The following is a 22,773-nucleotide window of genomic DNA, read 5'->3' as shown; positions in this document are numbered from 1 at the left end:
CTATTAATCACAGGGCTAATGATGGAGCAGGGGTTGTTGGTAGGATTTGATAATAAAAAAGGTTGGCCATCAGGGCCAACCTTTGCATGTAGGAAGCTTTCTTTTTAAGCGAGTTTAGAGTGCAGCAATCGTTGTTTTCTGCTCTTCCAGCTTAACTAGCGTCTCTTTGTAGCCTTCAAGTTTCTCACGCTCTTTAGCAACAACGGCTTCAGGTGCTTTCGCTACGAAGCCTTCATTACCTAGTTTGCCTTCGATACGCTTGATTTCGCCATGAGTTTTCTTGATTTCACCATCTAGACGAGCAAGCTCTGCATTTTTGTCGATCAGACCTGCCATTGGGATCATCAGTTCAGATTGACCCACTAGCTTAGTCGCACATGCTGGAAGTTCTTTATGATCAAGAGCAGCGTCATCAGCAAGAACGGTTAGGCTGTCAAGTTTAGCAAGAGAGTTCAGAACTACCTTGTTCGCTTCGATACGCGCAGCGTCTTTCTCGTTAGCAACCTTGATCATTACTTCTAGACCTTTGCTCGGTGCAATGTCGTATTCTGCACGTAGGTTACGGATAGCAGTAATGAACGTCTTAACCCACTCGATGTCTTCTACGATCTCAGCGTTGAAGTTCTCTTCGTTAAACTGAGGAAGCGCTTGAAGCATGATAGTGTCACCTTCAACACCGTCTACTAACGGCTTAACGCTCTGCCAGATAGACTCAGTGATATAAGGCAGTACTGGGTGAGCAAGACGTAGCGTCTTCTCTAGTACTGTGATCAGCATGTAGCGAGTTGCTTGTTGCTGAGCTTCAGTACCTTTCCAAAGAACGGGCTTAGTTAGCTCTAGGTACCAGTCACAGAATTGGTTCCAGATGAATTCGTAAAGCGTGTTTGCTGCCATGTCTAGACGGAAGTTGTCTAGGTGAGCATTAAACTCTTTCGCTGCTAGCTCAAACTGAGATTCAATCCACTTATCCGCTAGAGAGAATTCCATGTTTGTACGCTCGGTTGCAGACAGTGACATACCACAATCGTGCTCTTCTGTGTTCATCAGTACGTAACGGCTTGCGTTCCATAGCTTGTTACAGAAGTTACGGTAACCTTCAAGACGCTTCATATCCCAGTTGATGTCACGGCCAGTAGAAGCCATAGCAGCAAGAGTGAAACGTAGTGCGTCAGTACCGTATGGTTCGATACCGTTTTCGAAAGTCTTACGTGTGTTCTTCTCGATCTTCTTCGCTAGCTGAGGCTGCATCATGTTGCCACAACGCTTCTCTACTAGAGACTCAAGGTCGATACCGTCGATCATGTCGATAGGGTCAAGTACATTACCTTTAGACTTAGACATCTTGTCGCCGTTTTCGTCACGGATGAGACCCGTTACGTAAACTGTCTTAAATGGTACTTGAGCTTTACCATTTTCATCTTTGTTGAAGTGCATGGTCATCATGATCATACGCGCAACCCAGAAGAAGATGATGTCGAAACCAGTTACTAGTACATCTGAAGGGTGGAATGTCTTCAGATCTTCTGTTTGCTCTGGCCAACCTTGAGTACCGAACGTCCAAAGCGCAGAAGAGAACCATGTATCAAGTACATCGTCGTCTTGGCGTAGAACAACGACTGGAGCAAGGTTGTTGTTTGCACGTACTTCTTCTTCAGTACGGCCTACATATACGTTGCCGTCGTTGTCGTACCATGCTGGGATACGGTGACCCCACCAAAGCTGACGAGAGATACACCAGTCTTGAATGTCACGCATCCAAGAGAAGTACATGTTTTCGTACTGCTTAGGAACGAACTGGATCTCGCCATCTTCAACTGCTTTCATAGCAGGTTCAGCAAGAGGTGCAGCGCGCACGTACCATTGGTCAGTTAGCATTGGTTCGATAACCACGCCACCACGGTCGCCGTAAGGTACCGTTAGGTCGTGATCTTTGATTTCATCAAGAAGACCGAGTTCTTCAAACTCAGCAACGATCGCTTTACGTGCAGCAAAACGCTCCATGCCGTGGTATTTAGCAGGTAGCTCAGTCGAGTAAACATCGCTAGCTTCACCGTTGGTAGTGAAGACTTCAGCCGCATCACGGATGTCTGCGTTGAAAGTTAGGATGTTGATCATTGGTAGGTTGTTACGCTTACCAACTTCGTAGTCATTGAAATCGTGCGCAGGCGTGATCTTCACACAACCTGTACCTTTTTCCATATCTGCGTGCTCATCGCCTACGAGAGGGATCAGACGGTTAACGATAGGAAGTAGGATTTCTTTACCGATAAGATCTTTGTAACGTGGATCTTCTGGGTTTACAGCAACACCAGTATCACCAAGCATTGTCTCAGGACGCGTCGTCGCAACAACAATGTAGTCTTTACCTTCAGCCGTTTTCACGCCATTTGCTAGCGGGTAGCGGAAGTGCCACATGTGGCCTTTTTTGTCTTTGTTTTCAACTTCAAGATCAGAAATTGCAGTGTGCAGTTTAGGATCCCAGTTTACTAGACGCTTACCGCGGTAGATTAAGTCTTCTTCATACAGGCGAACAAACACTTCTTGAACAGCGTTAGATAGGCCGTCATCCATTGTGAAACGCTCACGGTCCCAGTCAACAGATGCACCAAGGCGACGAAGCTGTTTAGTGATAGTACCGCCAGATTCGTTTTTCCATTCCCAGATTTTGTCGATGAAAGCATCACGACCGTAATCGTGCTTAGTTTTGCCTTCTTCTGCTGCGATCTTACGCTCAACAACCATCTGAGTTGCGATACCAGCGTGGTCAGTACCTACTTGCCAAAGAGTATTTTTACCCTTCATACGTTCAGCACGGATTAGAGTATCCATGATCGTATCTTGGAACGCGTGGCCCATATGTAGGCTACCAGTGACGTTCGGTGGCGGGATCATGATGCTGTATGATTCTTTAGTAGTGTCACCGTGTGGCTTAAAGTAGCCTTTCTCTTCCCAAGTCTGATACAGAGCTTGTTCAATTGAAGTTGGGTTGTATGTCTTTTCCATGGCGCTCTTTTAATGGATACGTTGATGGTTGAAACTTAAGTCAATCTTTATAAGTGAACTCTCTTAATAAGGAGAGCTTAACTATAAGGATTGACTACGGGTGTTGAATATCGACGGTTTGTAGTTGATAACCAGCCTGTCGATAAACTTTATATCTTTCTCTTGCGAGTTGCTTCGCTTTTTCCTCGCAAGGCACGAAGTCTACCACCTCTGCAAACTTATTCGCAAAGGTTGTCTCATTTTCCGCCAAATTAATTACCAGTTGACGGTTCCAATTAGGTTTAACTCCGGAAAAACCGATTTCAATGGGTGTTGCATACTTAGGCCCCTCGCCAACGAGATTATGAGCGATGAACTTATCTGCATCGACTTGCCAGAAAGCTTCTGCTAATTGCTCTGCATGAGATTTATCGTTGCAGTTCAGATAGACCTTAGCACCTTGACGGGCAAAATGCTGGGCAAGGAAGACAATGTAATCTTCAAAGCCTGTTTTATCGGCCTGAGGGCTGTCTGGTTTGACGATATAGAAAGTTGCTCTTTGCATCACGATCTTGGCCTTTGTTATCCTAAGCGATGTGATTACTAATAAAAAAGGGCCCTTAGGCCCTTTTTTATGATTCAGAATTTATTCTTCTGTCTCTTGGCCGCTACGGTTTAGCAGGAATTGGACCAGCATGGAGACCGGACGACCTGTTGAGCCTTTCGCTGCCCCTGACTTCCAGGCGGTGCCTGCAATATCAAGGTGCGCCCAGTTGTACTTTTTCGCAAACTTAGACAAGAAACAACCCGCTGTGATTGTGCCGCCTGGGCGACCACCGATGTTAGCCATATCTGCGAATGGGCTCTTCAGTTGTTCGTGGTACTCATCTGCCATTGGTAGACGCCAAGCACGATCACTTGCTTGCTCAGAGGCATTAATAAGCTCATGAGAAAGAGGATTGTGGTTAGAGATAACGCCGCTGATGTGGTGGCCTAATGCGATCACACAAGCACCAGTTAGCGTTGCAACGTCTACGACGCAGTCCGGTTCGAAACGCTCTACGTAAGTTAAGGCGTCACAAAGAACAAGACGACCTTCCGCATCCGTGTTCAGTACTTCTACAGTTTGACCTGACATGGTTGTTAGGATGTCACCTGGGCGGTAAGCGTTGCTGCCAGGCATGTTTTCACAGCCTGCTAGGACACCAATAACATTGATTGGTAGGTTTAGCTTCGCTAGCGCTTTCATTGTGCCGAACACAGATGCTGCGCCACACATGTCGTACTTCATCTCATCCATACCTTCGCCAGGTTTTAGAGAGATACCGCCTGAATCGAACGTCAGACCTTTACCAACGAGCACAATAGGCTTAGCTTCAGAGTCTGGGTTGCCTTTATATTCGATGACCGACATCATTGACTCATTTTTTGAGCCACGGCCTACAGCTAAGTAAGAAGTCATGCCTAGCTTTTGCATTTCTTCTTCGCCAATGATCTTAGTCGTCACTGTCTCGTAGTCATCGGCCAAGCGACGAGCTTGTGAAGCTAAATAGGCTGGATTAGCAATGTTTGGTGGCATGTTGCCTAGGTCTTTAGATGCTTTAACACCTGACGCGACAGCAAGGCCATGGGTGATTGCTTTCTCACCGAGGTTCAGTTCACGGCGTGTTGGTACGTTAAATACCAGCTTACGTAGAGGTCGGCGAGTTTCTGGTTTCACACTTTTGAACTGATCAAAGGTGTACAGGCCATCTTTGGTTGCTTCTACTGCCTGACGTACTTTCCAGTATGTGTCTCGACCTTTAACATGCAGCTCGGTTAAGAAGCAAACCGCTTCCATTGAGCCTGTTTCATTGAGTGTGCTGATCGTTTTTTGGATGATTTCTTTGTATTGACGTTCACCCAACTCACGTTCTTTGCCGCAGCCGACCAAAAGAACGCGTTCTGATAACACGCCTGGTACCTGATGCAATAGAAGCATCTGACCTGGCTTTCCTTCTAAGTCACCACGACGAAGTAGTGAACTGATGTAACCGTCACTGATTTTATCAAGTTGCTCGGCTACTGGAGAAAGGCGACGTGGTTCAAACACACCAACAACGATACATGCGCTACGCTGTTTCTCTGGACTGCCACTTTTTACACTAAACTCCATGCGTACTCCTACATCCTGAAGACAAATTGCTATAAATGTTAGATAATGCTTACTTGCTGTTGAATTTTAGCTCAGGTCTTGACAAAAGAGCTGATTTTAGCGCTAACATTTAGTTTATAATTTTGAAAAAAAATAAATGGTTCAACGGGAAACTATAGTGATTCGAGCAAAAAAACAAGTTTTGTATAGGTAATTTCAGCGTGATTATTGTTAGATATTTGATCCGCGAAACACTCAAGAGCCAATTTGCGATTTTCTTCGTGCTCTTTTTGGTCTTTATTAGCCAGACTTTTATCAGTGTTTTGGCGGATGCTTCGAACGGGGAGATACCGGCAGGGCTTATTTTCTCGATTGTTGCTTTAAACATGCCTTCAATGGGGCTGTTGATGCTGCCATTAAGTTTGTATATCAGTATTTTGATTACCTTTGGCCGTTTGTACGCAGAAAGTGAAATCGTGGTGATGAATGCTACGGGAATTGGGAATAAGTTCCTGATACAAGCAGCCCTGTGGTTAGCATTGCTGACTTCGGCTTTAGCTGCGTTTAATGCGTTTTGGCTGTCCCCTTGGGCACTGGATCGCGTAGAGCAGGTCTATGAGCAAGTTGCGGCTGATAGTAGTGTTGACTTATTAACACCCGGTAAATTTCAATCATCGCCAGATGGTTCCTCGGTTATCTTTATCGATAATGTTGAAGACAAACAGTTAGACAGTGTGTTTGTTGCTCAAATTCGCCCACGTGATTCTATTCTACCTAGCGTCATGTTTTCTTCATCAGGTGAAGTGCAAGAGTTATCGGATGGTCGCCAAGTGATCAAAATGCATGATGGATCTCGCTATGAAGGCGTGCCAACACGTGTTGAATATATGGTGACAAAATTTGAAGAATATGAGGGTGTTATAGGGCAACGCGACGTAAAACAAAAAGGCCGAGCTTGGGATGCCTATCCAACCTCTGCTCTAATTGGTAACCCTAATGTTGAAGCTCAAGCGGAGCTACAGTGGCGTATTTCATTGTTTGTGTGTATCCCATTATTGACCATGTTGGTCATTCCATTGTCGGCGGTGAATCCTCGTCAAGGTCGATTTGCCAAAATGGGGCCTGCGATTCTAATTTATCTCGCCTATTTCCTTGCAATCAGTGCGATGAAGTCGGCTTTAGAAGACGGTGATGTGCCTGCAGTTGTGGGGATGTGGCCAATTAATGCAATGCTATTTTTAGCGGCCATTATCGCTAATATGATGGACAGTGTTGCCGTCCGACGGATAAAAGATAAATTTCGTAAGAAGAGGCTCGTATAAACTGTGTTTAAGATTTTAGACCTCTACATTGGTAGAACCATTGTTTCTACTATCGCTCTGGTACTCGCGACACTTATTGGTTTGTCAGGGATCATTAAATATATTGATCAGCTTGGCAAAGTAGGGCGAGGAACCTTTGATTTAATGCAAGCGCTTTACTACGTCTTGCTGAGCATTCCCCGTGATCTGGAGATATTTTTTCCAATGGCGGTGCTGCTCGGCTCCCTTATCGGTTTAGGAATGTTGGCTTCAAGCTCAGAGCTGGTGGTTATGCAAGCGGCTGGCTTTTCAAAACTTGATATTGGTTTATCAGTACTAAAAACAGCGGTGCCTTTGATGGTATTAGTCATGATATTAGGCCAGTGGGGAGCGCCTCAAGCTCAAAAACTTGCGCGTGATATGAAAGCATTTGCCTTATCTGGGGGGAGCCTCGTTTCGGTTCAAGCGGGAGTTTGGGCAAGAGATGGCAACGACTTTATTTTTATTGGTAAAGCAGAAGAGGGCACGCTTTATGGTTTAAATGTTTGGCATTTTAATCAAGACAAGCAGCTTGAAACGGTCACGTTTGCTGAACAAGTTGATTATCAAAAAGAGAGCATGTGGCTGATGAAGCGTGTTCAGGTGACGGACTTAACGGATCCGAGCGTGATCACCAAGCGTGATGTTGAGAGTTTAGATTGGGAAACGTCTCTAACACCTGACAAACTTGCTGTGGTTGCGACAAGACCAGAAGAGCTGCCTCTAAGTGGTTTGTATGACTATCAACGCTATTTGAAAGAATCAGAGCAAGACGCATCCCGTTACGAGCTTGCTTTTTGGCGTAAGCTATTTCAGCCTGTTTCCATTGCCGTCATGATGTTGATGGCCTTGTCCTTTGTTTTTGGGCCGCTGCGAAGTGTAACAATGGGAGCAAGAGTGCTATCAGGGGTGATCGCGGGGTTTGTTTTTTATATATCGAGTGAATTCTTTGGCCCGCTTACACTGGTGTACAACATCCCGCCTGTTTTTGGAGCGCTTGCCCCAAGTTTAGTCTTCTTAGCTATTGCGATCATGTTATTGAGACGCAAACACTAGTCTTTAATCAATTGTTTGCCTTGCGAATGGGGCGACAAAAAACGAGCAAATCGAAGGAGGTTTGATACCTCCTTTGATTTTATTTGGCGACAGGTAGCACAACCACTTCCGTTTTCGCCAACATATCATGCAGACCGCGTTTTTTGGGATCGATGATAGCGGTCAAATTGGCGACGCCAAAACAGGAGACTAAGAGGCGTAAAAGTGCTTGTTGGATAGTAATCGTCTTTGCATCCTTTTGATTCCTAATTTGTATTTTCCACGCTCGCATTCCCAGAGTTTGCCCAGCTCGTGTCCAGAAGAAAACGAAAAAGTAGATAGCTATAGCAAGCAGATAAAAGCTAAATAGAGGGCTTAAAATAGGGTGTTTACTGAGCATCTCAGCAGCATCACGATAAAGGCCGTAATCAACAATGCCTGCTGCTTTGAGTGCAAAAACAATCGCGATGACAATTCCTGCAGCCATCATTTCAATCGCTAAGATAATTAAAGAGTCGTAGAACAGAGCCCCGCATCGTCGGAGAAAACCAGCGGGTGGAAGGGTAGTTGAAGTCATGAGCGCGCCATTACTGCTGATTAAATAGTAGTTTTCAGAATATCGATAACCGTTCGTGGTGAAAAGAGAGCGAACCCACAGTCTTTCATGTTGGTATCAATTTAGAGTCATTCACTCAACCTCGGAGCGTTCTAACCGTCTCAAGATGAAGGATTTGCGAGCTTTTTTTGTTCATGATGGCTTTAAATGCATTGCTTTGGTGAAAATATCGACAAACAGAAGTTATTTAAGGATTTTTTCTTGCGTAGACAAAAAGCATACGTATAATGCCAAGCATCAAAGGGATAACATCCCAAGATGCCGGTGTGGTGAAATTGGTATACACGACGGATTCAAAATCCGTTGCCTTCGGGCGTGGCGGTTCAAGTCCGCCCACCGGTACCATATTAAAACAAAAAAGCCTCGACTTACGTCGAGGCTTTTTTGTTTGTTGCAATATCAAAGCTGCTCACCGCGATATTGTGCTGGGAATCTGTGATTTAAGCACAAGGTCAGGCTGTTGTACTTTAGCGTTATTGTTGCATTTGTATATAAAGGGTTTCCCCTAAAACTATCTTGATAGTCTTACCTGCCTCTTCTTCGCCAATATTTTGAGCTAATAAATTTTGTAATCTCATTATGGCTTTCAGTGAGTGGGGGCTTGTGCTGCTTTTTATTATGTTATTCAGCAACATTTTTACTACTTCTTTAAATATATGACATTGTTCATCACTGTAGGCTGCTAACCAAGATTCAATGAATTGCTGTTTTGATTTGAAGTTGAGTTTTTGGATTACGATAGGAAAAATTCTACCTTGCAGGGCTGTAGCAAAAGCAATACTTTTGGGGTAGTAGGATTGGATACTACTCTTACGTAAGTTCAGCTCTTTTGCTAACCGATCGTAAGTGACAGCCTCCCAGCCTTCTGATAGAAAAAGTTGGAAGATCCGCTCATCCATCATCTTCTTTTTTTGTTCTTTTTCTTCAGTAGTAATTCTAGCCATGTGTTATTACGTCTTGTAAATTTATACTTAAGCTAACATTTTTACATAGCTGGGACTAGACGACTAGAGTAAATGCTATGGTTAGGTTGAAAGTGTTGTTTGAATGCTATTCATGATGTTTGTTATGTAAGGGATTGTAACAATCATCAATCAATTTAAATTCTTTTATTTCTTCAATATAATCAGTTGTTTATATGGGTTATCCTTGAGTATTTATGGCGTAAGGAGTCTCACGGGCATAAGCATTTTCATGATAGTTGATGATATTTTCTAATAAACCCTCTGATACACATTGCGTACCCAGTACGTAATGTGTATATTGTGCACGTCGATAAGGTTCATATTCGGCATTCAAAATAGTACGAGGGCAATCTGTTTCTCTTATTAGTACTAGTACTTAATAATGGGTAATCACTTAAGGGTAAAACATGAAACGCAATGTCATTTCATTTTTCGCGTTAGTCGCTTCATTTAATGCGATATCGGCATCAGAGACGAAGCTGCAATTTTCTGAAACTATTCCACTTACATGTGGCTTTGTAATGGAAAACGCCGACTTAGAAGGTTCTATTCGTTTCTCTGACGAAAAAAACTCACATTTCAATAATGAAGCGCCAGCAAAATTTAAGGTTATCAATAATGGAAACGATGGCTATGCGACGATAACTATGAGTGACTTTAGTGTTTGGGATGAACAAAACAATTTCGGCACCAGTGGTAACAAAACCGATGTTGAAGCCCGTTCAAGTTTTGACATTGATAACGGTCTTGTTGGGATACAGTCTGTTGAGCCGAATGATTCATTTCAAGTAGTTAGTGGTATTGATACCAATGTACGTTTGAATTTGGACATCCCATCATTTCGATTTGAAGCAGGTAGTACACTGCGTGTTACAACTATTTTGAATATAGATTGTGGCTAATTTCAATAGAGACTTTTTGCTAAAAAATATTGATAGTCAAAATTAATAGGGCACTTGTATACCCAAGTAACCTCAAGATGCTGCGTTCAGCGAGATGACCTTAACCCTCAGGCGCGGCAACGATTCGAAGATATAGTCGTTCTACATTGAGAATCGTTAACAAAGTCTGAGAGTTAAGGTCGCTCTGAATCAAGCACCTTGAAGTCACTTGGGTATAGAGTGCCCTCAAAAACTTTCTGAGAGCAATATGAAGTATATATCAATTACTCTAACGCTTCTTTCATCAATGTTTTATTCCACAATGTTATTTGCAGTTACTTCTCATTTTCAAATGCCTATTCGCTATGGTGGTGTAGATAATCTAGATGCTTGGAATCTAACTACGGAAGCTTTTGTCCCGATCACAGTTCGTCACTATGGTGAAGAAACGCGTTACTACATTGAGGTAAACAATAGACCAGTGAGTGACATTTTTTTAATGGAAGGTGATGAAGAGATAAGCATAGACGTACCCGTTGAATTAGAACACAAACATGGAGCACAAAATTTCAAGGTTTGTTCGGTTGCCTTACATGGAAGTATAGGCTCAAGGATTTGCACAGATGCTGAGTTATTTTTAATAGAGGCTATCAAATGAAATTTTTACTTGTAAGCACGATACTTTTTACTTTATGTCTTCAACATGTATCTGCAAATGAGATTCGATCTGCAAATAGTGCTTCCTGTGAACAGTCTGATTTCCAACCATGGGAAATTAGTACTGGGATAGGACAAGGACTCTACGAAGGCTTTCAAGCCAGTGATAGTATCGTAAATATTGATGAGGGTGATCAGACCCAATTTGGAGTCAGAATTACGTATCGCTTTGGTGGTGCTAGGCCTATAGATTGTTCACGCTTTCAGAATCTAGTAGAGAGAGAGCAAGCAGCGTATACGAAACAGTTAGAGTTGAAGGTAGCACAGCTTGAAGCAAAACTAGCTAAGCAACATTCTGTTGATACTATGCGGGTTAAATTTAAGTAATAATTGATATCACTTCCTTTGGAAAGTTGCATAAGCTCTAGAGGGTTATCCACAGTTTTTTGTGGGTAAATTGTGATAAAGCTGAGTGCGATTTGTTATTAAAATAGCATTTGAATGAGTTTTGGTCACTTAAGTACTTTTTTTAGATAAATAGTGTTTTTTTTCTTGCTAAAGATAAAGGACTCTCTATAATGCGCATCCACTGACACGGCAGAGGCAACAAGGCTTCAGTCGAGTTAGAGAGGGTAAGAAGTTCTAAAGAAAATAAATGAAAAAAGTGTTTGACACTTTCAATTATCTCGCTAGAATTCACCTCCGCTTTAAGAGAAAACTTCTCAAAAAGCCAAGCTCTTTAACAATATAGACCTATCAATCTGTGTGGGCACTCGTTGATGATAATCCAATTAGAAGCTTTAGCTTCAAATTAGGTTTCAGTGAACTGAGTGACCAAACGAGTCGAAAGACTTGGCACAGTCAATTCATTATCATTCTGTTGGAATGGTAATAGCTTTAAAATTACTTCTTACTTTTAAGTAAGGATGAGTTTTGAAGTCAGTATTCATTGAGCCGAAAAAACTTTAAATTGAAGAGTTTGATCATGGCTCAGATTGAACGCTGGCGGCAGGCCTAACACATGCAAGTCGAGCGGAAACGAGTTATCTGAACCTTCGGGGAATGATAACGGCGTCGAGCGGCGGACGGGTGAGTAATGCCTAGGAAATTGCCCTGATGTGGGGGATAACCATTGGAAACGATGGCTAATACCGCATAATGTCGTTTTCTATAAACGAAGGGGACCAAAGAGGGGGACCGCAAGGCCTCTCGCGTCAGGATATGCCTAGGTGGGATTAGCTAGTTGGTGAGGTAAGGGCTCACCAAGGCGACGATCCCTAGCTGGTCTGAGAGGATGATCAGCCACACTGGAACTGAGACACGGTCCAGACTCCTACGGGAGGCAGCAGTGGGGAATATTGCACAATGGGCGCAAGCCTGATGCAGCCATGCCGCGTGTGTGAAGAAGGCCTTCGGGTTGTAAAGCACTTTCAGTCGTGAGGAAGGCAGTATCGTTAATAGCGGTGTTGTTTGACGTTAGCGACAGAAGAAGCACCGGCTAACTCCGTGCCAGCAGCCGCGGTAATACGGAGGGTGCGAGCGTTAATCGGAATTACTGGGCGTAAAGCGCATGCAGGTGGTTTGTTAAGTCAGATGTGAAAGCCCGGGGCTCAACCTCGGAATAGCATTTGAAACTGGCAGACTAGAGTACTGTAGAGGGGGGTAGAATTTCAGGTGTAGCGGTGAAATGCGTAGAGATCTGAAGGAATACCGGTGGCGAAGGCGGCCCCCTGGACAGATACTGACACTCAGATGCGAAAGCGTGGGGAGCAAACAGGATTAGATACCCTGGTAGTCCACGCCGTAAACGATGTCTACTTGGAGGTTGTGGCCTTGAGCCGTGGCTTTCGGAGCTAACGCGTTAAGTAGACCGCCTGGGGAGTACGGTCGCAAGATTAAAACTCAAATGAATTGACGGGGGCCCGCACAAGCGGTGGAGCATGTGGTTTAATTCGATGCAACGCGAAGAACCTTACCTACTCTTGACATCCAGAGAACTTTTCAGAGATGAATTGGTGCCTTCGGGAACTCTGAGACAGGTGCTGCATGGCTGTCGTCAGCTCGTGTTGTGAAATGTTGGGTTAAGTCCCGCAACGAGCGCAACCCTTATCCTTGTTTGCCAGCGAGTAATGTCGGGAACTCCAGGGAGACTGCCGGTGATAAACCGGAGGAAGGTGGGGACGACGTCAAGTCATCATGGCCCTTACGAGTAGGGCTACACACGTGCTACAATGGCGCATACAGAGGGCAGCCAACTTGCGAAAGTGAGCGAATCCCAAAAAGTGCGTCGTAGTCCGGATTGGAGTCTGCAACTCGACTCCATGAAGTCGGAATCGCTAGTAATCGTGGATCAGAATGCCACGGTGAATACGTTCCCGGGCCTTGTACACACCGCCCGTCACACCATGGGAGTGGGCTGCAAAAGAAGTAGGTAGTTTAACCTTCGGGAGGACGCTTACCACTTTGTGGTTCATGACTGGGGTGAAGTCGTAACAAGGTAGCGCTAGGGGAACCTGGCGCTGGATCACCTCCTTATACGATACGGATAGTTTGCTTTCACTTTTTAAAAGTGAAGACAAATGAGTCACGACAAGTGTCCACACAGATTGATACGGTTTATAAGTAAAAGAGACGATACTGGGTCTGTAGCTCAGGTGGTTAGAGCGTTCGCCTGATAAGCGAGAGGTCGGTGGTTCGAGTCCACTCAGACCCACCAATTCTTCCCCAAAAGAATTGGCAAGAGTATCGACACCTTAATGGGGCTATAGCTCAGCTGGGAGAGCGCCTGCCTTGCACGCAGGAGGTCAGCAGTTCGATCCTGCTTAGCTCCACCATCTTTAAGCGTACTTTCTTGAAAAAGACGAGTGCTTTTAAAAATGGTTACTTTATCTTAAGTAATTAGCTCTTTAACAATTTGGAAAGCTGACAGATAACAATTTGATTGATTGTTATCTAATAAAAGTTCTCAAATCCTATGTCTTTTAAAGATGTAGGTACCAATACACATTCAAGTGTTCTTGGGTTTTACTTCGTTCTTAACGAATGGAGCAAAACATATTTGAGTCCGGCAAAATCGAACGCTATCTCGCTCATTCAAATAATGAGATAGCAAACTTTGGTTGTTTAAACAACAAACTCAAGATTTCTTCTGAAACTCTTTGGGGTTGTATGGTTAAGTGACTAAGCGTACACGGTGGATGCCTTGGCAGTCAGAGGCGATGAAAGACGTAGTAACTTGCGATAAGCCCAGATTAGGTAGTAACAACCATTTGAGTCTGGGATTTCTGAATGGGGAAACCCACGTGCATAAGCACGTATCGTTATGTGAATACATAGCATAACGAGGCGAACCGGGGGAACTGAAACATCTAAGTACCCCGAGGAAAAGAAATCAACCGAGATTCCGAAAGTAGCGGCGAGCGAAATTGGACTAGCCCTTAAGCTTTTTATGCGTTAGACGAACGGTCTGGAAAGTCCGGCGATACAGGGTGATAGCCCCGTAGTTGACAACGCACATTCAGTGAAATCGAGTAGGGCGGGACACGTGATATCCTGTCTGAATATGGGGGGACCATCCTCCAAGGCTAAATACTACTGACTGACCGATAGTGAACCAGTACCGTGAGGGAAAGGCGAAAAGAACCCCTGTGAGGGGAGTGAAATAGAACCTGAAACCGTGTACGTACAAGCAGTAGGAGCCCACTTTGTTGGGTGACTGCGTACCTTTTGTATAATGGGTCAGCGACTTATATTCAGTGGCAAGGTTAACCATCTAGGGGAGCCGTAGGGAAACCGAGTCTTAACTGGGCGCTCAGTCTCTGGATATAGACCCGAAACCAGGTGATCTAGCCATGGGCAGGTTGAAGGTTGAGTAACATCAACTGGAGGACCGAACCGACTAATGTTGAAAAATTAGCGGATGACTTGTGGCTAGGGGTGAAAGGCCAATCAAACCTGGAGATAGCTGGTTCTCCCCGAAAGCTATTTAGGTAGCGCCTCGGACGAATACTACTGGGGGTAGAGCACTGTTAAGGCTAGGGGGTCATCCCGACTTACCAACCCTTTGCAAACTCCGAATACCAGTAAGTACTATCCGGGAGACACACGGCGGGTGCTAACGTCCGTCGTGGAGAGGGAAACAACCCAGACCGCCAGCTAAGGTCCCAAATTACTACTAAGTGGGAAACGATGTGGGAAGGCTCAGACAGCCAGGATGTTGGCTTAGAAGCAGCCATCATTTAAAGAAAGCGTAATAGCTCACTGGTCGAGTCGGCCTGCGCGGAAGATGTAACGGGGCTAAGTAGTAAACCGAAGCTGCGGCAATGCACTTTTGTGCATTGGGTAGGGGAGCGTTCTGTAAGCCGTTGAAGGTGTGTTGTAAAGCATGCTGGAGGTATCAGAAGTGCGAATGCTGACATGAGTAACGATAAAGGGGGTGAAAAACCCCCTCGCCGGAAGACCAAGGGTTCCTGTCCAACGTTAATCGGGGCAGGGTAAGTCGACCCCTAAGGCGAGGCCGAAAGGCGTAGTCGATGGGAAACGGGTTAATATTCCCGTACTTCTTACAATTGCGATGGGGGGACGGAGAAGGCTAGGTGGGCCTGGCGACGGTTGTCCAGGTTCAAGTGCGTAGGCTGAAGAGTTAGGTAAATCCGGCTCTTCTTAAGGCTGAGACACGACGTCGAGCTACTACGGTAGTGAAGTCATTGATGCCATGCTTCCAGGAAAAGCCTCTAAGCTTCAGATTGTAAGGAATCGTACCCCAAACCGACACAGGTGGTCGGGTAGAGAATACCAAGGCGCTTGAGAGAACTCGGGTGAAGGAACTAGGCAAAATGGTACCGTAACTTCGGGAGAAGGTACGCTCTCGACGGTGAAGTCCCTCGCGGATGGAGCTATTGAGAGTCGCAGATACCAGGTGGCTGCAACTGTTTATTAAAAACACAGCACTGTGCAAAATCGTAAGATGACGTATACGGTGTGACGCCTGCCCGGTGCCGGAAGGTTAATTGATGGGGTTAGACTTCGGTCGAAGCTCTTGATCGAAGCCCCGGTAAACGGCGGCCGTAACTATAACGGTCCTAAGGTAGCGAAATTCCTTGTCGGGTAAGTTCCGACCTGCACGAATGGCGTAATGATGGCCACGCTGTCTCCACCCGAGACTCAGTGAAATTGAAATCGCTGTGAAGATGCAGTGTACCCGCGGCTAGACGGAAAGACCCCGTGAACCTTTACTACAGCTTGGCACTGAACATTGACCCTACATGTGTAGGATAGGTGGGAGGCTTTGAAACCAGCACGCCAGTGTTGGTGGAGCCGTCCTTGAAATACCACCCTTGTAGTGTTGATGTTCTAACGTCGACCCCTTATCGGGGTTGCGGACAGTGCCTGGTGGGTAGTTTGACTGGGGCGGTCTCCTCCCAAAGCGTAACGGAGGAGCACGAAGGTGGGCTAATCACGGTTGGACATCGTGAGGTTAGTGCAATGGCATAAGCCCGCTTGACTGCGAGAATGACAATTCGAGCAGGTGCGAAAGCAGGTCATAGTGATCCGGTGGTTCTGTATGGAAGGGCCATCGCTCAACGGATAAAAGGTACTCCGGGGATAACAGGCTGATACCGCCCAAGAGTTCATATCGACGGCGGTGTTTGGCACCTCGATGTCGGCTCATCACATCCTGGGGCTGAAGTCGGTCCCAAGGGTATGGCTGTTCGCCATTTAAAGTGGTACGCGAGCTGGGTTTAGAACGTCGTGAGACAGTTCGGTCCCTATCTGCCGTGGGCGTTGGAGAATTGAAAGGGGCTGCTCCTAGTACGAGAGGACCGGAGTGGACGAACCTCTGGTGTTCGGGTTGTGTCGCCAGACGCATTGCCCGGTAGCTAAGTTCGGGATCGATAACCGCTGAAAGCATCTAAGCGGGAAGCGAGCCTTGAGATGAGTTCTCCCTGATACATTAAGTATCCTAAAGGGTTGTCGGAGACTACGACGTTGATAGGTCAGGTGTGTAAGCGTTGTGAGGCGTTGAGCTAACTGATACTAATTGCCCGTGAGGCTTAACCATACAACACCCAAAGGGTTTTGATGGACTCAAAAAGAACATTGAATGTGTAAGAACTGAAACAGCTTTCCAGATTATTTAAATCCTGATAGCAGGATTTAAAACAGAATTTGCTTGGCGACCATAGCGATTTGGACCCACCTGATTTCCATCCCGAACTCAGAAGTGAAACGAATTAGCGCCGATGGTAGTGTGGGGCTTCCCCATGTGAGAGTAGGACATCGCCAGGCTTTAATTTATTTCTCTAGCAATACAAACGGAGAAATTTAAAGGCCTGCTCGAACAACGGGCTTTTAGTCCGAAAGGACACCTTGATGCTGATATAGCTCAGGTGGTAGAGCGCATCCTTGGTAAGGATGAGGTCCCCAGTTCGAGTCTGGGTATCAGCACCACTTAACACTTTGCTTTAAGTTTTTTCTAAGTTTAAAGCAAAGTGAAAAGAATTTTACTTGGCGACCATAGCGATTTGGACCCACCTGATTTCCATCCCGAACTCAGAAGTGAAACGAATTAGCGCCGATGGTAGTGTGGGGCTTCCCCATGTGAGAGTAGGACATTGCCAGGTTCATTTTATGTTCTCAGCATTAATAATGCTCAGAACAAAAAATTAGACTCAAGAGTCTAACCAGTGCGGAGCGGTAGTTCAGTTGGTTAGAATACCGGCCTGTCACGCCGGGGGTCGCGGGTTCGAGTCCCGTCCGCTCCGCCACTTATTCCAGACCTCAGCAGAAATGCTGAGGTCTTTTCGTATTTGCGATATTATTTTGGCCTATGACCAACGAGTCCCGGTTGCCCGCAACCCCGGCCGCTCCGCCATTTATTCCAGACCTCAGCAGAAATGCTGAGGTCTTTTCGTATTTGCGATATTATTTTGGTCTACGACCAACGAGTCCCGGTTGCCTGCAACCCCGGCCGCTCCGCCACTTATTCCAGACCTCAGCAGAAATGCTGAGGTCTTTTCGTATTTGCGATATTATTTTGGCCTATGACCAACGAGTCCCGCTTGCCCGCAACCCCGGAAGCTCCGCCACTTATTCCAGACCTCGGCAGAAATGCTGAGGTCTTTTCGTATATACGATGTTATCTTGGTCTATGACCAACGAGTCCCGCTTGTGTGGGAGTCTAATTGAGCGCAAGCTTAGCCATTTATTTTAAAGAAATAACCCGGCATGTGGGAGACCCTTAGTCTGGTCACGATTTCTTCCCTTCTTACTGAAGTTCACTTTGTTTTCGTTACAATGGCTTGTTAGAAAAATAGACTCAAATGAATTTCTTTTTAGGGGTGCGAATTAATGCTGCAACAGATACAAAGTGAAACGTTAAAAGCCTTATTTAAAAGACTGTCTTTTCTCGGTGGAAATGGAATCGCGATTACTAATCCTGCTACAGAGCAGGAGTTAATTCGCTTGAAACCGAGCACGCTAGGTGAACTCGACGCACAAATAGAAGCGTGTGAGGCTGCTCAAAAAGAATGGGCTAAATATAGTGCCAAAGCTCGTTCAGTATCTCTTAAGAAATGGTATCAATTACTTATGGAGTATATGGAGGACATTGCCCATATTATTACTTTAGAACAAGGAAAGCCCCTTGCTGAAAGCCGTAGTGAGGTCGCTTATGGAGCCTCATTTGTCGAGTGGTTTGCAGAGGAAGCTAAGCGAGCTTATGGGGAAGTGATTCCCACTCCTTCGTCGGATAGACGCCTTTCTACTATCAAGCAGCCCGTAGGTGTATGTGCGGCGATTACACCGTGGAACTTTCCTATGGCAATGATCACGAGAAAAGCAGCGCCTGCTTTAGCAGCTGGTTGTGGGATGATCATCAAACCTTCAGAACTAACACCTCTAACGGCTTTGGCAGTAGTGGAACTGGCTTACCAAGCAGGTATTCCAAAAGCGTTACTGTCTACCGTGGTGTCTGAACAGTCTGCAGAATTTGGTTTAGTGTTGAGCTCAGACTCTCGGATCAAGAAGATCTCCTTCACTGGTTCAACTCGTGTCGGCAAGATCTTAATGAAACAAGCAAGTGAGACGGTTAAAAATGTATCGATGGAGCTTGGTGGCAATGCACCATTTATTGTTTTTGATGATGCTGACCTGGAAGCTGCAGCTGATGGCTTAATTGCATCTAAATTTCGTAATACGGGGCAAACCTGTGTTTGTACTAATCGACTGTATGTTCATCGCGATGTAAAAGAAGCATTCCTAACAACGTTGTTAAACAAAACGAGACAGTTGAAAGTCGGTAATGGTCTTGACGCTGGGACATTGTTAGGCCCTTTAATTAATATGACTTCTAAGCAACGTCTGGAGTCTTTGATCGAACAAGCAACCCGAGATGGAGCGGTATTGCTTAATCAACCACAGAGCCTCTCTGGGCGCTTTATGGAGCCTGTTATCCTAGATAATGTCGAACAAAGTATGGCGATCGTTCAACAAGAATTATTCGGTCCAGTTTTACCCGTTATAAGTTTTGAAGACGATGATCAGGTTATTGAAATGGCTAATGATACCGAGTATGGTCTAGCGGGTTACTTTTATACCGATAGCTTAAAGCGCATCATTAAATTTAGTGAGTGTTTGGAGTATGGCATGGTTGGCATTAATGAAGGCATTATCTCTACAGAAGTGGCTCCATTTGGTGGAATGAAAGAGTCAGGCATTGGGCGAGAGGGAGCAAGGCAGGGGCTAAGTGAGTACTTAGAGTCTAAGTATATTTGCCTTGGTGGTATAGACTAAAGCCAAAGAGTTTACCCAAGCTATTTAAAATGCTTGGGTATATGAGCTTATTTTAGATAAAAAAAATCCACATCATGTGATGTGGATTTTTAATGTGGCTCCTCCTGCTGGGCTCGAACCAGCGACCTGCGGATTAACAGTCCGTCGCTCTACCAACTGAGCTAAGGAGGAATAAATTTTTATGGTGCCGACTACCGGAATCGAACTGGTGACCTACTGATTACAAGTCAGTTGCTCTACCTACTGAGCTAAGTCGGCTCACCTGATTGATAAGTATTTCTTATCAATGCCAAATATGGCTCCTCCTGCTGGGCTCGAACCAGCGACCTGCGGATTAACAGTCCGTCGCTCTACCAACTGAGCTAAGGAGGAATTGTTTTTTTAACAAAGAATGGTGCCGACTACCGGAATCGAACTGGTGACCTACTGATTACAAGTCAGTTGCTCTACCTACTGAGCTAAGTCGGCATGCCGAATATCTTTGTTTTATCATTGTTCGTGTTAGCACCAACAATTTAAATTTTGTGGTGCCCGGAGGCGGAATCGAACCACCGACACGAGGATTTTCAATCCTCTGCTCTACCGACTGAGCTATCCGGGCGACGAGGTGTATTAAAAGGCTTTTCGCTCTTTAGGTCAACAAGAAAATGAAAAAAAAATCCTGTTTGATGATTTTGTGTTCGGAGTGGGCTGTTTTTATACGTTTTTATCAGTGGAACTCGATTTTGTAAGTGTTGGGCTATTTATAAACAAGGCAAGTGAATAGGAAAAAAGCGCTTTAATAGCAAGAAAGCACGCTTAAAAACGTGCTTTCAATAGGGCAGCTTGGTTGAGCATATCGTCTTAGGCTAGTGTTTTATCGAAAATCGTTTGACCCAACTTTCAAGTTCATTAGCTAAAGAAGTCAAAGTTTGTGTGCTTGATTGGCTTTCAACCACTACATGGTTGAGCTGGCTACCACTTTCTTCAATGAGGTTTATTCGGTGAGAGATATCATCACTGACTTGTGTTTGTTCTGCGGCAGCGGTGGCGATTTGTTGGCTCATCGAAGTAATTGACTCTAATGCTGTAACAATTTGTCGTAGTGCTTCAGAGGCATTCATGGATTCAGTCACGGTACTTTCACTTGTTTGTGCACAAATCTCCATAGTGTGGATGGCGTTACGTGAGCCTTCTTGAAGTTTGGAGATCATTTGCTGGATCTCTTTCGTGCTATCTTGAGTGCGTCCTGCTAGATTGCGTACTTCGTCAGCGACGACAGCAAATCCACGACCTTGTTCACCCGCTCTGGCTGCTTCTATAGCGGCATTGAGTGCTAACAAGTTTGTTTGTTCCGCAATATCTCCAATGACATCAAGAACTTTGACAATACTATTGACTTCCAGATCAAGGTCAGCAACGGCCTGGCTAGCGGTATTAAGTTGGCTTGCTAGACCTTGAATATTGTCAACAGTGCTGTGAATTAGAGATTGAGTATGCTGACTTTGTTGGTCGGCTTTATCAGTATTATGGGCGGTGTCGCTAGCTGAACTTGCAACGTGATTGGCCGATGAAGCCATTTCTGTCATTGCAGTGGCGATCATCGCGGTTGATTGTTGTTGAGAGCATGCTAGGTCGGTCAGAGAATGAGAACGTGACTCTAGAGCGGAGAGTTCTGTGCGTAGTGCATTCATCGAATATTCAAGGTTATTGACCATTTGAGCAAGCGACAGGCTCATTTCTTGGACAGCTTTATAGATGCTGCCTTGCGATGCCGGTTGCTCGAAGCTGGCTTGAATACGCCCTTCAGCAATCGCTTGTACCGCTTCTCGCACATCTTTAGGTTCGCCACCCAATAGGTTTAAAATTTTGCGAATAGCTATGATGAGGCCACTAAGAATGGCACTTGCGATAATTAGGCATAAGGTTAATTGCCATTGAGCCGTTGACCAGAAACGGGCATTCACTTCATTTGAGCCGATTCCTGTTCCGACAACCCAGTTCCAATGAGGTGTTTTTTCTGCGATTGATTGTTTTTCTTCAATGGTTCCGTCTGGCAGTTTTTGTGTCCAAGAGTATTCCACCACTTGGCCTGTTTTATTGCCCAGGACATCTAAAATCAGTTGACCAACGCTGTCGCCATCACCATCACGAAAGTCGTGGAAGCTGGTGCCATGTAAATGTGGATCAAGAGGTGCAGCTATGAATTGCATGTTTTCATCAGCTACATAAACGTATTCATTGTCTTTATAGATATTATTACGTAAGAGACGGGTAGCGAGGGCTTTGGCTTCTGCTTCTGGTATCTTTCCTTCGACCGACATTTTTTCGACTTCAGTTAGAATACTGTAAGCACTATTGAATAACTCTGTGACTCTAGCTTTGTTGTCCAGATTGCTTGCGTGGCGAAGTGTCCAGAGGCCTGAAACAGTAAGAGCGAGTAGAGCAAGCAAAATAATTACGGCTAAGAAACTCGCTTGAGTTTTTAATTTCATAATAGGTGATGACTCGATTGAAGTGTTACATGATGCATAATATTTACGGTGTGCCGTATGATAATTTCATACCGTTAATTTTGTATATAGTTAGTTGATATACTCGAGTCGAAATTATGATTTAGATTAAGTTTCTTGACTGATGACCAGACAGCGCTATGGTTCAATTTGAGCTTAAATGGTGAGAAGGTTGGTTGGGGAGAAATTCGGAGTTTTCGCACTGAGTTCTAATGTGATTAGAAAAGAAAAAAGCCAAGTCATGTGACTTGGCTTTGAAAGTGGCTCCTCCTGCTGGGCTCGAACCAGCGACCTGCGGATTAACAGTCCGTCGCTCTACCAACTGAGCTAAGGAGGAACTATTCTGTTTGTGTCTTGCTATGCAAGTGCACCAAATTGTGGTGCCTCGAGGCGGAATCGAACCACCGACACGAGGATTTTCAATCCTCTGCTCTACCGACTGAGCTATCGAGGCAAAAGAATGGTGCCGACTACCGGAGTCGAACTGGTGACCTACTGATTACAAGTCAGTTGCTCTACCTACTGAGCTAAGTCGGCACATCTTATTCTGCTTGAAGACGTTACTCTTTGTTTTAGAGCCTTACATAAGACTCATAGAAAGTGGCTCCTCCTGCTGGGCTCGAACCAGCGACCTGCGGATTAACAGTCCGTCGCTCTACCAACTGAGCTAAGGAGGAACTATTCTGTTTGTGTTTTGCTAAGCAAATACACTAAATAATGGTGCCTCGAGGCGGAATCGAACCACCGACACGAGGATTTTCAATCCTCTGCTCTACCGACTGAGCTATCGAGGCAAAAGAATGGTGCCGACTACCGGAATCGAACTGGTGACCTACTGATTACAAGTCAGTTGCTCTACCTACTGAGCTAAGTCGGCA

The 22,773-nt window shown here is 45.1% G+C and carries 12 protein-coding genes, 16 tRNA genes and 4 rRNA genes; 15 read left to right on the top strand and 17 right to left on the bottom strand.

Annotation, left to right across the window (positions count from 1 at the left end; translation table 11 throughout):
- Window positions 1-114: 114 nt before the first annotated feature.
- The 3 genes from BS333_RS12035 to pepA form a co-directional block, all read right to left on the bottom strand.
- The gene (locus tag BS333_RS12035) at window positions 115-3,003 is read right to left on the bottom strand and encodes a valine--tRNA ligase (protein ID WP_021709323.1); all 2,889 of its coding nucleotides are present in this window, start codon (window positions 3,001-3,003) and stop codon (window positions 115-117) included.
- Between the two features lie 94 nt (window positions 3,004-3,097).
- Entirely contained in the window at window positions 3,098-3,547 is a 450-nt protein-coding gene (locus BS333_RS12030; protein WP_033003604.1) for a DNA polymerase III subunit chi, read from the bottom strand.
- A gap of 81 nt (window positions 3,548-3,628) precedes the next feature.
- A complete protein-coding gene (gene pepA, locus BS333_RS12025) occupies window positions 3,629-5,137 on the bottom strand; it encodes a leucyl aminopeptidase (protein WP_021709325.1) in 1,509 nt (502 codons plus the stop codon).
- Between the two features lie 200 nt (window positions 5,138-5,337).
- Between pepA and lptF the strand changes: the two genes are divergently transcribed.
- Complete coding sequence (lptF, locus tag BS333_RS12020; protein WP_033003605.1) at window positions 5,338-6,438, top strand: LPS export ABC transporter permease LptF; 1,101 nt, start codon at window positions 5,338-5,340, stop codon at window positions 6,436-6,438.
- 3 nt (window positions 6,439-6,441) lie between these two features.
- Window positions 6,442-7,512: an LPS export ABC transporter permease LptG gene (gene lptG, locus BS333_RS12015; RefSeq protein ID WP_021709327.1), complete on the top strand. Its 1,071-nt coding sequence runs from the start codon at window positions 6,442-6,444 to the stop codon at window positions 7,510-7,512.
- A gap of 79 nt (window positions 7,513-7,591) precedes the next feature.
- Here the strand turns inward: lptG and BS333_RS12010 are convergent, their stop codons facing one another.
- Window positions 7,592-8,068, bottom strand: a complete 477-nt coding sequence (locus tag BS333_RS12010) for an RDD family protein (RefSeq protein ID WP_021709328.1) — start codon at window positions 8,066-8,068, stop codon at window positions 7,592-7,594.
- Window positions 8,069-8,367: 299 nt separating this feature from the next.
- On the opposite strand from BS333_RS12010, the gene BS333_RS12005 reads away from it, so the two are divergent.
- A tRNA-Leu gene (locus BS333_RS12005) sits at window positions 8,368-8,452 on the top strand.
- A 128-nt stretch (window positions 8,453-8,580) separates the two neighbouring features.
- Here BS333_RS12005 and BS333_RS12000 read toward each other — a convergent pair.
- On the bottom strand, window positions 8,581-9,051 hold the full coding sequence (locus BS333_RS12000) for a TetR/AcrR family transcriptional regulator (RefSeq protein ID WP_021709329.1): 471 nt from the start codon (window positions 9,049-9,051) through the stop codon (window positions 8,581-8,583).
- Between the two features lie 428 nt (window positions 9,052-9,479).
- On the opposite strand from BS333_RS12000, the gene BS333_RS11995 reads away from it, so the two are divergent.
- From BS333_RS11995 to BS333_RS11940, 12 genes are all read left to right on the top strand, one after another.
- Window positions 9,480-9,974, top strand: a complete 495-nt coding sequence (locus BS333_RS11995; RefSeq protein ID WP_021709331.1) for a hypothetical protein — start codon at window positions 9,480-9,482, stop codon at window positions 9,972-9,974.
- Window positions 9,975-10,221: 247 nt separating this feature from the next.
- On the top strand, window positions 10,222-10,611 hold the full coding sequence (locus tag BS333_RS11990; RefSeq protein ID WP_021711938.1) for a hypothetical protein: 390 nt from the start codon (window positions 10,222-10,224) through the stop codon (window positions 10,609-10,611).
- The gene (locus tag BS333_RS11985) at window positions 10,608-10,997 is read left to right on the top strand and encodes a hypothetical protein (RefSeq protein ID WP_021711939.1); all 390 of its coding nucleotides are present in this window, start codon (window positions 10,608-10,610) and stop codon (window positions 10,995-10,997) included. The genes BS333_RS11990 and BS333_RS11985 overlap by 4 nt, the downstream gene beginning before the upstream one ends.
- 580 nt (window positions 10,998-11,577) lie before the next feature.
- Window positions 11,578-13,145 (top strand): 16S ribosomal RNA (locus BS333_RS11980).
- Between the two features lie 104 nt (window positions 13,146-13,249).
- A tRNA-Ile gene (locus BS333_RS11975) sits at window positions 13,250-13,326 on the top strand.
- Window positions 13,327-13,368: 42 nt separating this feature from the next.
- Window positions 13,369-13,444, top strand: a tRNA-Ala gene (locus BS333_RS11970).
- A gap of 336 nt (window positions 13,445-13,780) precedes the next feature.
- A 23S ribosomal RNA gene (locus tag BS333_RS11965) occupies window positions 13,781-16,671 on the top strand.
- Window positions 16,672-16,781: 110 nt separating this feature from the next.
- Window positions 16,782-16,898, top strand: a 5S ribosomal RNA gene (gene rrf / locus BS333_RS11960).
- Window positions 16,899-16,984: 86 nt separating this feature from the next.
- Window positions 16,985-17,060, top strand: a tRNA-Thr gene (locus BS333_RS11955).
- Window positions 17,061-17,116: 56 nt separating this feature from the next.
- Window positions 17,117-17,233 (top strand): 5S ribosomal RNA (gene rrf / locus BS333_RS11950).
- The 16S, 23S and 5S rRNA genes sit together here with 4 tRNA genes alongside, the layout of an rRNA operon.
- A 67-nt stretch (window positions 17,234-17,300) precedes the next feature.
- Window positions 17,301-17,377: transfer RNA gene (locus BS333_RS11945), tRNA-Asp, on the top strand.
- A 583-nt stretch (window positions 17,378-17,960) separates the two neighbouring features.
- Window positions 17,961-19,403, top strand: a complete 1,443-nt coding sequence (locus BS333_RS11940; RefSeq protein WP_021711367.1) for an NAD-dependent succinate-semialdehyde dehydrogenase — start codon at window positions 17,961-17,963, stop codon at window positions 19,401-19,403.
- 95 nt (window positions 19,404-19,498) lie between these two features.
- On the opposite strand, the gene BS333_RS11935 is transcribed toward BS333_RS11940, so the two are convergent.
- From BS333_RS11935 to BS333_RS11880, 12 genes are all read right to left on the bottom strand, one after another.
- Window positions 19,499-19,574 (bottom strand) — tRNA-Asn (locus BS333_RS11935).
- A gap of 11 nt (window positions 19,575-19,585) precedes the next feature.
- Window positions 19,586-19,661: transfer RNA gene (locus tag BS333_RS11930), tRNA-Thr, on the bottom strand.
- Window positions 19,662-19,699: 38 nt separating this feature from the next.
- Window positions 19,700-19,775: transfer RNA gene (locus BS333_RS11925), tRNA-Asn, on the bottom strand.
- Window positions 19,776-19,795: 20 nt separating this feature from the next.
- Window positions 19,796-19,871 (bottom strand) — tRNA-Thr (locus tag BS333_RS11920).
- A gap of 57 nt (window positions 19,872-19,928) precedes the next feature.
- Window positions 19,929-20,004 (bottom strand) — tRNA-Phe (locus BS333_RS11915).
- A gap of 247 nt (window positions 20,005-20,251) precedes the next feature.
- Entirely contained in the window at window positions 20,252-21,877 is a 1,626-nt protein-coding gene (locus BS333_RS11910) for a methyl-accepting chemotaxis protein (protein ID WP_021711368.1), read from the bottom strand.
- A 279-nt stretch (window positions 21,878-22,156) separates the two neighbouring features.
- A tRNA-Asn gene (locus BS333_RS11905) sits at window positions 22,157-22,232 on the bottom strand.
- Between the two features lie 41 nt (window positions 22,233-22,273).
- A tRNA-Phe gene (locus tag BS333_RS11900) sits at window positions 22,274-22,349 on the bottom strand.
- Between the two features lie 7 nt (window positions 22,350-22,356).
- Window positions 22,357-22,432, bottom strand: a tRNA-Thr gene (locus BS333_RS11895).
- 64 nt (window positions 22,433-22,496) lie between these two features.
- Window positions 22,497-22,572, bottom strand: a tRNA-Asn gene (locus BS333_RS11890).
- A gap of 41 nt (window positions 22,573-22,613) precedes the next feature.
- Window positions 22,614-22,689 (bottom strand) — tRNA-Phe (locus tag BS333_RS11885).
- A gap of 7 nt (window positions 22,690-22,696) precedes the next feature.
- Window positions 22,697-22,772: transfer RNA gene (locus BS333_RS11880), tRNA-Thr, on the bottom strand.
- Between the last annotated feature and the right edge of the window lies 1 nt (window position 22,773).

Source organism: Vibrio azureus, assembly GCF_002849855.1.
GTDB lineage: Bacteria > Pseudomonadota > Gammaproteobacteria > Enterobacterales > Vibrionaceae > Vibrio > Vibrio azureus.
This window is presented reverse-complemented; position numbering and strand designations above follow the sequence as displayed.

What these genes read in the sequence shown, in the direction of transcription:
- BS333_RS12035 (WP_021709323.1), bottom strand. Translation starts at nt 3,003, where the DNA reads ATGGAAAAGACATACAACCCAACTTCAATTGAACAAGCTCTGTATCAG.
- BS333_RS12030 (WP_033003604.1), bottom strand. Translation starts at nt 3,547, where the DNA reads ATGCAAAGAGCAACTTTCTATATCGTCAAACCAGACAGCCCTCAGGCC.
- pepA (WP_021709325.1), bottom strand. Translation starts at nt 5,137, where the DNA reads ATGGAGTTTAGTGTAAAAAGTGGCAGTCCAGAGAAACAGCGTAGCGCA.
- BS333_RS12010 (WP_021709328.1), bottom strand. Translation starts at nt 8,068, where the DNA reads ATGACTTCAACTACCCTTCCACCCGCTGGTTTTCTCCGACGATGCGGG.
- BS333_RS12000 (WP_021709329.1), bottom strand. Translation starts at nt 9,051, where the DNA reads ATGGCTAGAATTACTACTGAAGAAAAAGAACAAAAAAAGAAGATGATG.
- BS333_RS11995 (WP_021709331.1), top strand. Translation starts at nt 9,480, where the DNA reads ATGAAACGCAATGTCATTTCATTTTTCGCGTTAGTCGCTTCATTTAAT.
- BS333_RS11990 (WP_021711938.1), top strand. Translation starts at nt 10,222, where the DNA reads ATGAAGTATATATCAATTACTCTAACGCTTCTTTCATCAATGTTTTAT.
- BS333_RS11985 (WP_021711939.1), top strand. Translation starts at nt 10,608, where the DNA reads ATGAAATTTTTACTTGTAAGCACGATACTTTTTACTTTATGTCTTCAA.
- BS333_RS11940 (WP_021711367.1), top strand. Translation starts at nt 17,961, where the DNA reads ATGCTGCAACAGATACAAAGTGAAACGTTAAAAGCCTTATTTAAAAGA.
- BS333_RS11910 (WP_021711368.1), bottom strand. Translation starts at nt 21,877, where the DNA reads ATGAAATTAAAAACTCAAGCGAGTTTCTTAGCCGTAATTATTTTGCTT.